Source organism: Sphingobacterium sp. UGAL515B_05 (assembly GCF_033097525.1).
Lineage (GTDB): Bacteria > Bacteroidota > Bacteroidia > Sphingobacteriales > Sphingobacteriaceae > Sphingobacterium.
In genome coordinates this window covers 3,980,586-3,994,509 of the sequence record NZ_CP109907.1, presented here as the reverse complement: position 1 = coordinate 3,994,509, position 13,924 = coordinate 3,980,586, and the positions used below count along the sequence as shown (strand labels likewise).

Genomic DNA, 13,924 nt, shown 5'->3' with positions numbered 1-13,924 from the left:
ACATTTCTTAGGCAGATGGTGCCTTTTGCAAACTCGCAATGTGTTTTCCGGCTTTCATGCCGGAGAAAATACATCCTCCCAAAAACGTGCCTTCCAACGCTCGATAGCCGTGCATCCCGCCACCACCAAATCCAGCCACCTCACCCACAGCATACAAGCCCTTTATCACCTCATCATCCTTTGTTAGTACTTGCGCCTGGAGATTCGTTTTAAGACCACCCAAGGTTTTCCGGGTCAATACATGGAGACGTACCGCAATGAGTGGTCCATTTTCCGGCGCCAGAATTTTATGAAGGGCTGCCACTCGGCCTAATTTATCACCACGGTAATTCCGTGTATTCCGGATATAATTCACTTGCGTGTCCTTTGAGAACTTATTATCTACTTCCCGGTCACGCGCTTCAATTTGCGATTTAATTGCTTCATAGTCCAATAGATCCTCCCCGGTCAAACGATTCATACGATCGACCAAATCTTTTAGATTGTCCGAAACAATAAAATCAGCTCCTTTTTCCTTAAAAGCCTCAACGGGCCCGGGAGCATTTTTCCCGAAAATGCGTTTCAAGAATAACCTATAATCCTTGTTGGTAATATCTGGATTCTGTTCTGAACCCGAAAGGGCAAACTCTTTTTTGATAATCTTCTGTGTCAGGATAAACCAGGAATAAGAAAAGCCTGTCTCTTGCAGGTGTTTGAGTGTACCCAAGGTATCAAATCCAGGCAAATAAGGCGCGGGAAGTCTGTTACCGCGGGCATCAAACCACAGTGAAGAGGGCCCAGGCAAGATACGGATGCCGTGGTTAGGCCATATTGGATTCCAATTTTCAATCCCTTCCGTATAATGCCACATGCGATCGCGGTTGATCATATGAGCCCCAACCTCTTCCGCAATTCCGATCATTTTTCCATCGACATAGGCGGGTACACCTGAAATCATCTGTGCCGGCGCTTTCCCTAATCGTTCAGGCCAATTTTCGCGTACCAATTGATGATTTGCGCCGATCCCTCCAGAAGCAATTACGACCTGATCTGCATAATATGCAAACGCTTTAAGAATAGTTCTGTTGGTTGCAACACCCCTAGCTTTGTTATCATGTTCCAAAACATCGCCCGCAATTCCAATGACCGTGCCATCCTGCGTTAGTAACGCAGTAACGCGATGGCGAAAGCGAAACTGCAGAAGACCTTTTTCCTGCGCAGCATAAGCTTTATCCACAAAAGGTTTCACAACTCCGGTTCCGGTCCCCCAACTGACATGAAATCTAGGCACAGAATTACCATGCCCCGAGGCAGAACCATCACCGCGCTCCGCCCAACCGACCATAAACATCAACTTTATACCAAGCTTAGCGATGTAGGCAGACTTTTCTTCTGTTGCAAATTTCAAGTAGGCCTCAGCCCATTGTCGTGGCCAATAATCCTCCTCGCGGTCAAATCCGGCAGTCCCCATCCAATCCTGTCGGGCTAGTTCATAAGAATCCTTGATACCCATGCGACGTTGTTGCGGCGAATTGATAAGAAAAAGCCCCCCGAAGGACCAATAGGCCTGTCCCCCTAGATTTTCTTCCGTTTCCTGATCCACAAGAAGCACTTTCTTACCAGCATCGGTAATTTCCATTGCTGTCGTAAGTCCTGCCAAGCCAGCTCCAATAATAATCACGTCAGGTTTAAATTGTTCTACTTTTTGCATTGTTATTCTTTTACCGAACAGCTACCCCAATAAAAATGTGATTGCTCACAAGACCAACTGCCTTATATAAATTTACTAGTTTGAGCAGGATTGCACAAGAAAAACTTAACAGCAATACCGTCGTTCTTTCCTTAAAAAACACCTATTAAAATATTATAAAAATAATAGAATAACCTAATTTAAATTATTTTAATAATAAAAATGAGGGTTATAACTTTGTGCTATCAATCATTCAAATAATAATAAGCGCCATTTCGAAAAGATTTATTTGGTAAAAAAGGTGCATTAGCGTAATAAATAGTTTTAACAGGAAACATAAAAAATTAAAAATATGGAATACAGAAAATTAGGAAAAACAGATTTAGAATTATCAGCAATTACTTATGGGGCTTTCGCTATTGGCGGCAACATGTGGGGCGGAAATGAAAAGAAAGATTCTATTGATGCTGTAAAAGCATCTATCGACAATGGTGTCACCACATTGGATACAGCCCCTTTTTATGGATTTGGTTTAAGTGAAGAAATGATCGGTGCGGCAATACAGGGATACGATCGGACCAAAATACAGCTCTTAACTAAATTTGGTTTGGTATGGGACGGTAGTAACCAAGGGAAAGGTGAATTTTTCTTTGATGCAGAAGAAGCTGGTAAAACTATTCCAGTTTATAAATACTCGTCAAAAACTAGTGTAATTCATGAAGTAGAGAATAGCCTAAAACGCTTACGTACGGACTACATCGATCTACTTCAGATTCACTGGCCAGATAGCACGACGCCGATTTCGGAAACGATGGAAGCCTTGGATCTTCTTTTACAACAAGGTAAAATCCGTGCCGCCGGCGTCAGCAATTATAGTGTCGATCAAGTTTCAGAAGCACGGAAGAACCTCAACATTGCGAGTAATCAAGTTGGTTACAGTATGCTAAACCGAGGTATCGAACAAGACCTTGTTCCTTATGCAAAGCAAAATGATCTAGGTATCATTGTATATAGCCCTATGGAACGCGGTTTATTAACCGGTAAGTATTTTAACACAGGTAAATTAAAAGAAAACGACCACCGCAATGGTTATTTCCAACAATTTGATCTGGCCAAGGTAAAGACCTTCTTGGATACCATCAGTCCAATTGCCACTAACAAAGGTGTAACACTTTCTCAATTGGTATTACGCTGGACCAGTCTACAGCCGGCGATCACTGTGGTTTTGGCAGGTGCCCGAAATGCAGAGCAGGCCATAGCAAATGCTCAAGCCATCGATATCATGCTTACCGCCGAAGAACTATCATTCATCAATCTTGCTTTAGCGAAAATCTAACATTCAGCGATGAACAAATTTAATCAGTTGACAGTACTCCTTATAAGTGTACTGTCACTCGCAGCATTGCAAGGTAATGCGCAAAATAAAACACTGCTGGTAGCCCCAACAGATCGTACATGGTATCATACCGGTCTTCCAAATAGGTTTTCCATTATACCGGCCTCATTGCTAAAAAACTAAAGTTTGCTAGCAACGGTAAAATATTATGGCCTTATTGTCGAAAAGTTATCGATAATCTTCATCAGAACCAAGGCTTCCTCAATCGGAGATGGATTGGGCCCGATGCCGCTAAAATAATCTACTGTACGCGAAATCATCGGCAATTGAATATTTTCAGGATGATCAAATACAAATTCCTTCTCTCCATCTCTTGTTTTGACAACAACTGAATTTCCAAAAATAGAAAAAGTAATATGCCCAAGGCTTCCTACAATTTCAACCTTATCTACCTGGTTTTCTTTGGCAACATTAAAACACCAACTTCCATTGAAGACAAGCTGATTTTCAAACAAAATCGTTCCTGTGGTCAGATCAGCTACAGCACTTTCTTTATCCTGAATCAAGCTAAAACCATCGTATGAAACCGGCATTCCAAAAAAATAGAGCATCAAATCCAATTGATGTGGGGCTAAATCAAAGAAATAACCTCCTCCCGAAACAGCAGGATCAGTACGCCAGTCTCCGCCACCTTTGGTCACTAGGTCAGGCATTCTACTCTGCCATAAACGCAATTGCACCGTCCTTAACTCACCAATTTCACCATTTCCAACAAGCTCCTTAACCTTCAGAAACAAAGGCAATTGCCGCCTATAATGGGCAACTACCAACTTCCCGTCTCTTTCTTTTACTTCCTGCAACAATATTTCTGCTTCTATCGCATTTAACGTAACGGGCTTTTCAACATAAACAGATTTCCCCCTACGCAAGGCAGACAGTGCATACGCGAGATGAGATGAGGGTGGCGTTGCTACATAAATCGCATTGAGATCGATATTATCGAGCAAATCATCAGCGTCTGAATACCACAAGGGTACTTGATGTCGACTAGCATAATCAGCAGCTTTCGCCGCATCTCTTCGCATTACAGCCATGAGCTGACTATTATTTATGCGATTAAACGCTGGTCCACTTTTTTTTTCTGTAACATCACCACAGCCGATGATACCCCATACAATTTTAGGATTATCCATAAGTATATTCAAATTATTGCTAAAATTCTGACCAATAATCCCCATATCTGGCGAGAATTACAGTACACACATCGAAGTACTGGTCTGATTTCTTAGGGCTTTTCACGCCCCACAAATCGGTTTTTACCCAAAAGAAAACCAATTGCTTTTTCAATATTTTTTCTTCTACTATCCGCAGTTTTTAAGGAAGAAATATAACGGATGATTTCCTTTTGCTTTGATGGAGACAATCCGTCGAATACCTGCAGAGCTTCCTTATTTAGTGCAAATGCTGCTTCGAGTTCGGGGTGAGGCAAAATAGTCCGGTCTTCCGGATCAAAAGCAATTGTTATGGTTAAGGTCTCACCGATTCGTTTCGGCGAATCCGACAATATAACCGTGTTAATGTACAGCCTCCACTCACCCTTATACCGCAACAATGTCTGAACATAATCCTTTTCATTCACTTTTCCTTTCACAGGAATATATCCTTTGTTTATTCCCGCATCCTTAAATAGGTTATCCAGAATATCCGTAGGAACAAAAACAAAAGGATTGATACCGATAATTTCCAATTGTGCTTCAAAGGCAAACATGATACGATCAATTAGGTGATTAATTCTGCTTCAGAATAGTATCTATAAGCGTCAATTCATCCGTCGTAAAATCCAACCTATCCAGGGCCTTGAGCGAATCAACGAGCTGTTCACTATTTCTCGCCCCTACTAAAACCGAGCTCACGCGTTCATCTTTTAACAACCATGCAATTGCCATTTGCGCCAATGTTTGCCCTCTTTGTACCGCAAGATTATTCAACCGGTCGATCTTCTCCATCAATTCAGCAGTGATCATTTCACTTTTCAAAAAATGTTCTTTCGAAGCACGTGAATCCGCCGGAATGCCGCCGAGATATTTGTTGGTCAACAGTCCCTGTGCCAAAGGAGAGAAAGCGATCGCTCCGATTCCTTCTGCCTGCAGCACATCCAAAAGTCCCGCCTCGGGTGTCCGCACCAGCATTGAATATTTAGGCTGATGAATAAGGCATGGTGTCCCCATTGCACGCAATATCGCAGCAGCTTTCTGAGCAAGATCAGGAGGATAATTGGACAAGCCTACATAGCAGGCCTTTCCTTGATGAACAATATCTCGCAATGCTGCCATCGTCTCCTCCAACGGTGTATTCAGATCCGGTCGATGATGGTAAAATATATCCACATAATCGAGACTCATCCGTTTTAAGCTCTTATGTAGACTGGCCATCAAATATTTACGGCTTCCCCAATCACCATACGGCCCCGGCCACATGGTATACCCCGCTTTCGTGGAAATTAAAAGTTCATCGCGATAGCCCGCAAAATCGGTGCGCAGTATCTGTCCAAAGTTCTCTTCTGCACTTCCCGGAGGAGGACCATAATTATTGGCAAGATCAAAATGGGTGATCCCACGATCGAAGGCGGTCAGCAAAGTTTTCCGGAATACTGCTTGGATATCGGTTTCACCAAAATTTTGCCAAAGCCCCAATGAGATGGCTGGCAAGAGAATACCACTCTTCCCACAGCGTCTGTAGGGCATATGCTGATATCGGTTTGGATTGAATGTCACGTTACAAAGTTTATACCTGCAAAATACAAAACTATTTCCAACAGTCCAGCGTATTTTCCGCTTTCGTCTTCTTTCGCAAACCTCTTTTTAAAATTATACATTTAACCGCAGATCATGTTTCTAACGCCGTACCGATTAACAACAGGTCGCGTTTTAACACTACATCGATTAAGAACAGATCATGTTTTTAACACCACATCGATTAACAACAGATCATGATAATCTTAGGAAAACAGGCTTCTATGCATAATTGTTTTTGCATAGAAACGTATTTATATTGCATATAAAAAGCAATTTATCTAAGTTTGGTCTTGTCCAAAAGCAAAGGGATTAATTAGACATAACATGATTGGCAGATTCTTCAGAAAATTTTATTTACATATTGTCATCTGGACCATATTACTGCTGTTACCCTTTATAACGTATCTCTATCAGCCGGATAAGATCGCTGATTTCAAAGCTTATTCGGCATTATCGCATTTGCTAAATATTATATTTCTGGCTACTCATTTTTACTTGCATTGCTACGTTGTAGCCCCCACCTATTTTTTTGGCCGCAGAAAGATCTTTGTGCTATTAATGGCACTTGGGTTTGCCACCTACGTAGCACTGAACTACTGCATAGTCTATTTTAATCCAGCTGGAGAGCTTGCTCATCTGACGAAGGAAAATATTCTTTTTGTACGGTTGGTCATCGGCCCAGGCATTATTTACTCCCTTTGTATGATCACGTCTTCAATGATCTTCCTCTACGATGAGCAAGCGCGACAAAAGGAACTCAACAAACAGATTGCGCTTGAAAAAACAACGGCAGAACTAACGATGTTAAAGCTACAGATCAGCCCACATTTCCTATTCAATACACTTAATAATATCCGTTGGCTCATTCGTAAACAATCACCGGATTCCGAAGACACGATTGTTAAGTTATCCGAAATGCTACGCTATATACTTTACGAAGTAGACGGCCCCAAAGTCGAACTTTATAAAGAGATTGACCATATGCGCAATTTTATCGCCTTACAGACCCTTCGTCTTCCTATCCAAGGAAATGTAACACTTGATATCGAAGACAAGGTCAAAAACAGAATGATCCCCCCATTACTCTTCATACATTTTGTTGAGAATGCATTCAAATATGGCGTAGATAGCAAAACTGCACCACAGATACAGTTTCAATTTCAGGAAACTCCGGGTGGCATTATCTTTATATCCCGCAATAGAATCTTACAACATACAGAACCGCGTCCAAACGAAGGTATAGGACTGACCAATGTACGCAGACGATTACAATTATTGTATCCCAATCGACATGAACTCAGGATCAGAAAAACCGATGCTGGAGATTTCGAAGTCACCCTCAAACTGATGACCGATGAAGATTAAATGTATACTCATAGATGATGAACCCTTCGCGCTCAATATTTTAGAAGACGACTTGTTGAATTTTAAGCAAATCGAAGTCGTCCATAAATTTAATGCGACCGCCGAAGCGGAAGAATATTTAAAAAATCACGCTATCGATCTGATTTTTCTGGATATTGAAATGCCCGATCAGTTGGGTACGCAGTTTATTCGCGAACTAGCTCCCCGCCCCTTGGTTATCTTCACCACAGCCTATCATCAATATGCTGTTGAAGGTTTCGAGCTAAATGCCATTGATTATCTGCTTAAGCCGATTTCAAAAGAACGACTCGCAGCGGCTGTCCGAAAGGTAGAAGAAGGTATGCTGCTCCGTGCAAAACAGCTCCCCGAACAGGATCATATTATCGTTAATGTAGAATATAAAAAGACGAAAATTTTTCTCCATGAAATCAGCTACATCGAAGGTTTGAAAGACTATGTAAAAATATACCTGGTGGACCGTGAATCGCCCCTTCTTACGCGCAGCAACCTCCGTGGAATGGAAAAAATATTACCTACAACAGACTTCCTACGCATACATAATTCTTTTATTGTCAATAAAAATCGTATTGAGCAGGTCGCCCAAAGCAAACTCACCCTACCTGAAACCGCCCTTCCTATCGGTAAAAAATATATCAAAAATATTGAACAGTTTATCTAATGCTACCGCCACAAATTGAATCGATGCAATTATCCGTTCGTCTACACATTGGCCGCTTCGGTCTACAGATGATTGCATAGCTAAAAAATCCTTTTCAAATTTGTGTACTATCGAACAGCCTAATCCGCGTAGCCGGTAGAATAGCAAAGAAAAAATGAAAAGATTTATAGCAATAGCACTAATGGCAACTGCGGTTGCTTCCGTACACGCTCAAGCCCCTGCAGGTGGTCGTCCTGCTTTCGCCATGTCCGAAGGTCAGCTCTCGGGCCAAATTGTGGACAACAACGGGAAACCTATCTCACAAGCTTCCGTGAATTTATTGAAGGTTATCAAGGATCAAGCTACAGGGAAAGAAAGGGAAATTCTCGTAAAAAGTACCAGCTCTTCAGAAAATGGAAAGTTCAATTTCGCAGCCATTTCACCAAAAGAAAAATGGAAACTAAAAATTAGTTCTGTAGGCTATGCGCCGATAGATCTTGCTGTAGACTATAGCGATAGCAAAACAACAAACAAAGATCTAGGTGCGATCAAATTGGACGATGACAACCGTAAACTCGATGAAGTTACCGTGACTGGCCGCAAGGCACTACTCGAAATGGACATCGACAAAAAAGTCTTCAACGTAGAGAAAAATATCGTTGCAGCTGGCGGTACAGCAATCGATGTGCTCCGCAATATGCCTTCTGTACAAGTAGATATCGACGGAAACGTAAAACTGAGAAACGCAGCCCCTACAATTTTTGTCGATGGAAAACCTACCACACTCACCCCCGACCAGATCCCGGCCGATGTGATCGATAAAATCGAAATTATCACAAATCCATCTGCCAAATACGACGCTTCCGGAAGTATGGCCGGTATCCTCAACATTATTCTGAAGAAAAATAAGAAAGCTGGCTACAATGGTATGGTCACCTTGGGTGGGGACCGCTTTGGTGGAACCAACTTTATGGGTAGTTTAAATCTGCGTCAAAATAAATTCAATATCTCACTAACGGGAATGAATATGCGCATGCGCACCAACACCGAGGGCGACAGCCATCGTACCAGTACAATTAATGGCGTAGAATCAACAGTAGATCAAGATATCGAAGGCAAAACAAAAGGTATGATTACCTTTGGCCGGCTCGGCGTAGATTACGACTTAAGTCCCAAAACAACACTATCTGTAGCCGGCGTGTTGGTTCAGGGTAAATTTAAGCCGAATGAGAACTCGTCAATCTTAACCAACTCTCGCAATATCGAATCACGCAGCGATCGGATTTCCGAGTCAGAAAGAAGCTTTAAACCACGCGGATTGCAAGCCGGTCTCGTCCAAAAATTCAAAACTGAAGGCGAGGAACTGTCTGTCGATTTCAATTATTTTGGCGGCAGCAATACATCCAATGGTTTATATACCACCAATTACCGCAATGCAAGCAGCGAAATCAGCGGAACTCAGATTCAAAAAAACATCGGTTCCGGTGATAATAAGTTCATGACTGTGCAGGCAGATTATGTCAAACCATTCAAAAATGGCATGAAACTCGAAACTGGTGTGCGTGCACAGATCAATAAACTCAAAAATCTCAACAATAATTCCTTAAAAGCAGTAGGTGAAGATGATTTTGAGAATATCACCGCAGCTTCAGCCAACTATAACAACAAAAACAGCGTCTATGCAGCCTATGCCTCACTTGGAGGAAACCTCAAAGACTGGGTGTCCTATAAAGTTGGGCTACGCGCAGAAAGCTCAACGTACGACGGTGAACTTTTGAATACAAACGAAAAGTTCCACAACAAGTATCCCCTGAGCTTATTTCCTTCGTTGTTCTTGAGCAAAAAGCTAACCGAAAAAGACCAAATACAAATGAGCGTAACCCGTCGTGTCAACCGCCCGAACTTCTTTCAGCTCATCCCATTTGTTGACTACACGGATAGCTTAAATATTACACGTGGTAACCCTGACCTTGTACCCGAATTCACGACATCCGGCGAACTTTCCTACAGCCGTACACATGGAAAAGGCACATTTTTGGCAACGGTATACTATAAACGCACAAACAATCTAATTACACGTTACCTGACACAGGAACTCAATCCGGTAACGAACAAAATGGATTTCATTAATACCTATATCAATGCAAATTCCAGCAAGAATTATGGGGCAGAATTTACTTATACCAATAATCTCAAAAAATGGTGGGATCTGACTGCAGACCTTAACTTCTATAATTCCAAAATTGAGGTGGATGAGAAAACGCCTTCGGAAGGTATGTGGACAGTATTTGGAAAATTGAACAATACATTCAACCTACAGAAAAACTGGAATCTACAGCTAGCGTTTGAATATCAAGGCAAAACAAATATGCCAGTGACACAGGGTCAAACATTCGGTCCACCAATGAACCAGGCGCAAAGCTCTTCACAAGGCTATATCAAACCATTCTATGGTATCGACTTTGCCATCAAGAAAAGCTTCTTGAAAAATCAGGCTGCCTCAGCAACATTGGCCATCAACGATATTTTCAGAACACGTGGCAATACCATTGTTTCATCGGGTGAAGGATTCTCTCAAACCTATTATCGACTGTCGAATCCACAGTTGATCAAATTGAATCTTTCCTACCGTTTTGGAAAAATGGATATGAATATGTTTAAGAAAAACAAAAACCAGAATTCAATGGAAGGCATACAAATGCAATAACATGTGGATCATATCACAATCAAAAGGGGGTATTTCTTGTAGGAAATCCCCCCTTTTTTATTAAACAGCGCGAAAGACTAGACGACTGTATTGGATATATTCTTCTTTTCAAGTATTTCAACAATTTCCAGTAGATCATCAATCACATAATCGGGATTTGCCGATCTGAGTTGAGCCGCATCATGTGCACCTGTTGTTATGCCAATACTCAAAGCGCAACCCGCTTGTTGCCCCTCCTGTATGTCAATAATAGAATCACCAATTTTAACGACGAAACCAGGATCCGTAATTTCAAATTTTTGCATGGCCAGATGAATCATATCTGGATAAGGTCTGTTTCGAGGCACATCAGAAGCAGTAATTAATGCATCTATTTCTTTGCCAACTTTCCAATTAAGCTTCTCCAAAAGTGACTCGGCTGTCTTACGATCATAGCCCGTATTGAGCACACGCAAGATACCCCGCTCTTTCAAGATCGCAAAAAGTTCTTCCGCATTCGAATTAGGGTAAATTTCCTCGACTTCATAAGCGTGTTCCAGGTCTTTCAAAAACAAAGCAAACATCCGTTGAGCCAATTCATCGTCATCAACATCCAAACTATTTTTGAGCACAGTCTTAATCGCCTGTAGCTTCTCCTTACCTGCAGCATGGGCCAATACCTCTGTTAATGTCAGTTCGTATCCCCCTACCGTATTTATTGCATTTCTAAGCGTCTTATAAACAATATTATTTTCGTTCACTGTCGTACCCGCCATATCAAATACGACCATCTTGATGGCTTCTTTCATTCTATTCAATCTAAAAGTTTAGCAAAAATAAAAAAATGTTAAATAAAACTAAACAAAAATATGTTAATTTATTGCTATGCTTTGGTTAAGAAAACTACTTTAACGAACCACAAAATAATAGGTCCAGGCAATCAACAAGATCTGAAACGGAATACGAAACCACAAATAGTTGGGACCGGCACCATCAAAAGTAGCCGTCTCGTAATTGATATGTCTTAAGTTTGCCCGAATATTTGTAGGTAATACCAGTAAAAAGAAGACAATTAAAAGGATTCCCGTTATGCGACTCACCTGCGGAACAAATAGTCCAATTGCAGCCATGAATTCCATTAAACCAGTTCCATAGATCATTTCTTTTTTAAATGTAACAAAATCGGGCAGCATCAACATCATTCCTTTGGTATAAAGTAGGTGTCCCAATGCAGTGAAAAAAAGCATCACCGCCAATCCAACTTTACCCGCTAAAAGAATATCCATCTCCCCCTTCAACAGCAATAAGATGAGATTGGAAAAAATACAAACGACAATTAAAACAAAAAATTGTTTCATCTTTTTTATAACAAAAATAGGTGCCTATCCTTTTGTTATCAATGAACATTTGTTACTAAATTTCTTTCCTGATCCGGCTTAACGATTGCGGTCTAATACCAATATAAGAAGCCAGATATTTTAAGGGAATGTTGCGAATCAATTCGGGTTGCTCACGCATCAAATTGATATACCTGGTTTTTGCCGAATCTTCCAGCAGCGTCAGTTCCCGTTTCATTTTTTTTAGAAAAATGTCCTCAACTGCTTTCCGACCAATTAGGTTACCAACCGTTGTTGTTTGATATACCGCATGGAGATCCTCGTACGATATCCGCCATAAAACACAATCTGTTATTGCCTCGAGATGATACGATGAGGGTTGTTGCGTCAAAAAGGAATCGTAGCCACTCACAAAAGAATTCTCGAAAGCAAATCCAAAAGTAAAATCATAGTCCAGTTTTGGGATATTGAAACGTACAATTCCTTTTTCAATAAAAGATAAATACTGTTCAGTTTTTCCGATTTCCAAAATCAGTGATTTTTTTGGAAACTCCATCTTAACAAGCTTAGCGGAAAATACTTCCCAGTCTTTATCATTCATGACAACGAGCGATTCAAAATATTCTTTGATCTTGTCCATGATTCTTATTTTTTAAGAGCAAGATAAAAACTTCTGTTCAAATACTTCGTAATGATTATTTACTATTTAATCGATTATTTATTTCAATAAACATACGACCTATTTTACCAAAAAATATTAACTTAAATACTGTAAACTTTAATTATGCATATTCTTACTGAAAACAATCCGGAAACATGGTCCGTATTTAAAAGATTGGCCTTTCGATTTTCATTTATTTTTGTTTTGTCGTTTATTTTCATTTTCAATAACGGCGCTTATCCGTTTTATGGATATATCAGCATCCCCCTTACCCATTTTATGCAAAAGTTGACTCCCTGGTTTGCAGAAAATATATTGGGCTACTCCTATGACCATAGCATCTTCATCAACGGAAGTGGTGATACCTCCTATGCCTGGGTATCTCTATTGATCCTATTCCTGCTGGCAGTAGTCGGGGCAGCTTTATGGTCCATCTTGGATCGAAGAAGAGCCAGCTACACAATCCTTTTTTATTGGTTAACCACAGCAATACGCTATTATGTTGCTTTTATGCTTATTAACTATGGACTGTACAAAGTCTTCTATATGCAAATGCAACCACCAAGACTGACACAGCTCCTGCAGCCATTAGGTGAATATTCACCCATGGGGCTAGCCTGGACTTATATCGGTTATTCTCAAGGCTACAATCTACTCATAGGTCTCGTGGAAGTACTTTCAGGCTTATTGCTCTTCAGAAAGACCATGATTGTTGGTGCACTTATTACCATTGCGACCAGTATCAATATTATGGCCGTCAACTATTTTTATGACGTCCCCGTTAAAATGGTCTCCACAGCACTCCTGCTACTTTCCATATTCCTACTGCTTCCCTACCTAAAAGCATTGTTCACAATTTTTATTTCAGGAAAACCTGTACAGTTACTCCCTATCCAACAACCCCTATTCAACAAAAGCTGGAAAAGAAAAAGTTTGTTTATCGCCAAATTGGCCGTGCTACTTCTCTTTATGGTGCAACAGGGCATGGGCATATTAAGTACAAAAAAAATGATAGCTGAGTACCTAAAGAAGTCACCACTATATGGAATCTACCGAATTGAACAAGCGGGAACAGAACGCAAATCAATCCCCGAAGATTGGCGACTTATTGTTTTCGAAATTGATAACAACAAGGTCTTAATACGCAACACAGACTATACCCCTCAAAGGGAGAGCGTTGTTATCGATGCAGCCGGGAAGAAAATTACCCTTAACAATTATCAATTTGATTATCAGATCAACCCTGACGGAAATATTCTTCTGACAAAAACTTTTGATGACCATACAGCGCATATTAAACTTATTAAACAGGACATGCAAGCCTTCGAATTAATACAGCGCAAGTTTCATTGGGTACAGGAATATCCCTATAACCGCTAAATAATAATCGTAAAAACTTAACAAAACAACTCGTGCA

At 40.8% G+C, this 13,924-nt stretch carries 13 protein-coding genes; 6 read left to right on the top strand and 7 right to left on the bottom strand.

Annotated features, from left to right (window positions below):
• Nucleotides 1-7: 7 nt before the first annotated feature.
• A complete protein-coding gene (locus tag OK025_RS16105) occupies nt 8-1,690 on the bottom strand; it encodes an FAD-binding dehydrogenase (protein WP_317665280.1) in 1,683 nt (560 codons plus the stop codon).
• A 331-nt stretch (nt 1,691-2,021) separates the two neighbouring features.
• Here OK025_RS16105 and OK025_RS16100 point away from each other — a divergent pair, with 331 nt between their 5' ends.
• Nucleotides 2,022-3,005, top strand: a complete 984-nt coding sequence (locus OK025_RS16100) for an aldo/keto reductase (protein ID WP_317665278.1) — start codon at nt 2,022-2,024, stop codon at nt 3,003-3,005.
• 9 nt (nt 3,006-3,014) lie between these two features.
• Nucleotides 3,015-3,188: a hypothetical protein gene (locus OK025_RS16095; RefSeq protein WP_317665276.1), complete on the top strand. Its 174-nt coding sequence runs from the start codon at nt 3,015-3,017 to the stop codon at nt 3,186-3,188.
• A gap of 23 nt (nt 3,189-3,211) precedes the next feature.
• On the opposite strand, the gene OK025_RS16090 is transcribed toward OK025_RS16095, so the two are convergent.
• The 3 genes from OK025_RS16090 to OK025_RS16080 all read right to left on the bottom strand — a co-directional run bounded on the left by OK025_RS16090 (nt 3,212) and on the right by OK025_RS16080 (nt 5,749).
• Complete coding sequence (locus tag OK025_RS16090) at nt 3,212-4,198, bottom strand: Gfo/Idh/MocA family oxidoreductase (RefSeq protein ID WP_317665274.1); 987 nt, start codon at nt 4,196-4,198, stop codon at nt 3,212-3,214.
• 92 nt (nt 4,199-4,290) lie between these two features.
• Nucleotides 4,291-4,773 carry a YdeI/OmpD-associated family protein gene (locus OK025_RS16085; RefSeq protein ID WP_317665272.1) on the bottom strand — a complete coding sequence of 161 codons (483 nt, stop codon included), beginning with the start codon at nt 4,771-4,773 and terminating at the stop codon, nt 4,291-4,293.
• Between the two features lie 19 nt (nt 4,774-4,792).
• Nucleotides 4,793-5,749 (bottom strand): aldo/keto reductase, encoded by a 957-nt coding sequence (locus OK025_RS16080; protein ID WP_317669777.1) that lies wholly within the window; start codon nt 5,747-5,749, stop codon nt 4,793-4,795.
• Nucleotides 5,750-6,124: 375 nt separating this feature from the next.
• On the opposite strand from OK025_RS16080, the gene OK025_RS16075 reads away from it, so the two are divergent.
• From OK025_RS16075 to OK025_RS16065, 3 genes are all read left to right on the top strand, one after another.
• A complete protein-coding gene (locus OK025_RS16075) occupies nt 6,125-7,165 on the top strand; it encodes a sensor histidine kinase (RefSeq protein WP_317665270.1) in 1,041 nt (346 codons plus the stop codon).
• Nucleotides 7,155-7,844 carry a LytTR family DNA-binding domain-containing protein gene (locus tag OK025_RS16070; RefSeq protein WP_317665269.1) on the top strand — a complete coding sequence of 230 codons (690 nt, stop codon included), beginning with the start codon at nt 7,155-7,157 and terminating at the stop codon, nt 7,842-7,844. Before OK025_RS16075 ends, OK025_RS16070 begins: the two co-directional genes overlap by 11 nt.
• Nucleotides 7,845-7,998: 154 nt before the next feature.
• On the top strand, nt 7,999-10,530 hold the full coding sequence (locus tag OK025_RS16065; RefSeq protein ID WP_317665268.1) for a TonB-dependent receptor domain-containing protein: 2,532 nt from the start codon (nt 7,999-8,001) through the stop codon (nt 10,528-10,530).
• A 77-nt stretch (nt 10,531-10,607) separates the two neighbouring features.
• On the opposite strand, the gene OK025_RS16060 is transcribed toward OK025_RS16065, so the two are convergent.
• The 3 genes from OK025_RS16060 to OK025_RS16050 all read right to left on the bottom strand — a co-directional run bounded on the left by OK025_RS16060 (nt 10,608) and on the right by OK025_RS16050 (nt 12,486).
• Nucleotides 10,608-11,318 carry an HAD family hydrolase gene (locus OK025_RS16060; RefSeq protein ID WP_317665266.1) on the bottom strand — a complete coding sequence of 237 codons (711 nt, stop codon included), beginning with the start codon at nt 11,316-11,318 and terminating at the stop codon, nt 10,608-10,610.
• A gap of 99 nt (nt 11,319-11,417) precedes the next feature.
• Nucleotides 11,418-11,867, bottom strand: coding sequence for a hypothetical protein (locus OK025_RS16055; RefSeq protein ID WP_317665264.1), 450 nt, complete (start codon nt 11,865-11,867; stop codon nt 11,418-11,420).
• A gap of 55 nt (nt 11,868-11,922) precedes the next feature.
• The gene (locus tag OK025_RS16050) at nt 11,923-12,486 is read right to left on the bottom strand and encodes a Crp/Fnr family transcriptional regulator (protein WP_317665262.1); all 564 of its coding nucleotides are present in this window, start codon (nt 12,484-12,486) and stop codon (nt 11,923-11,925) included.
• A 144-nt stretch (nt 12,487-12,630) separates the two neighbouring features.
• Between OK025_RS16050 and OK025_RS16045 the strand changes: the two genes are divergently transcribed.
• On the top strand, nt 12,631-13,887 hold the full coding sequence (locus tag OK025_RS16045; RefSeq protein WP_317665260.1) for a hypothetical protein: 1,257 nt from the start codon (nt 12,631-12,633) through the stop codon (nt 13,885-13,887).
• The last annotated feature ends 37 nt before the right edge of the window (nt 13,888-13,924 follow it).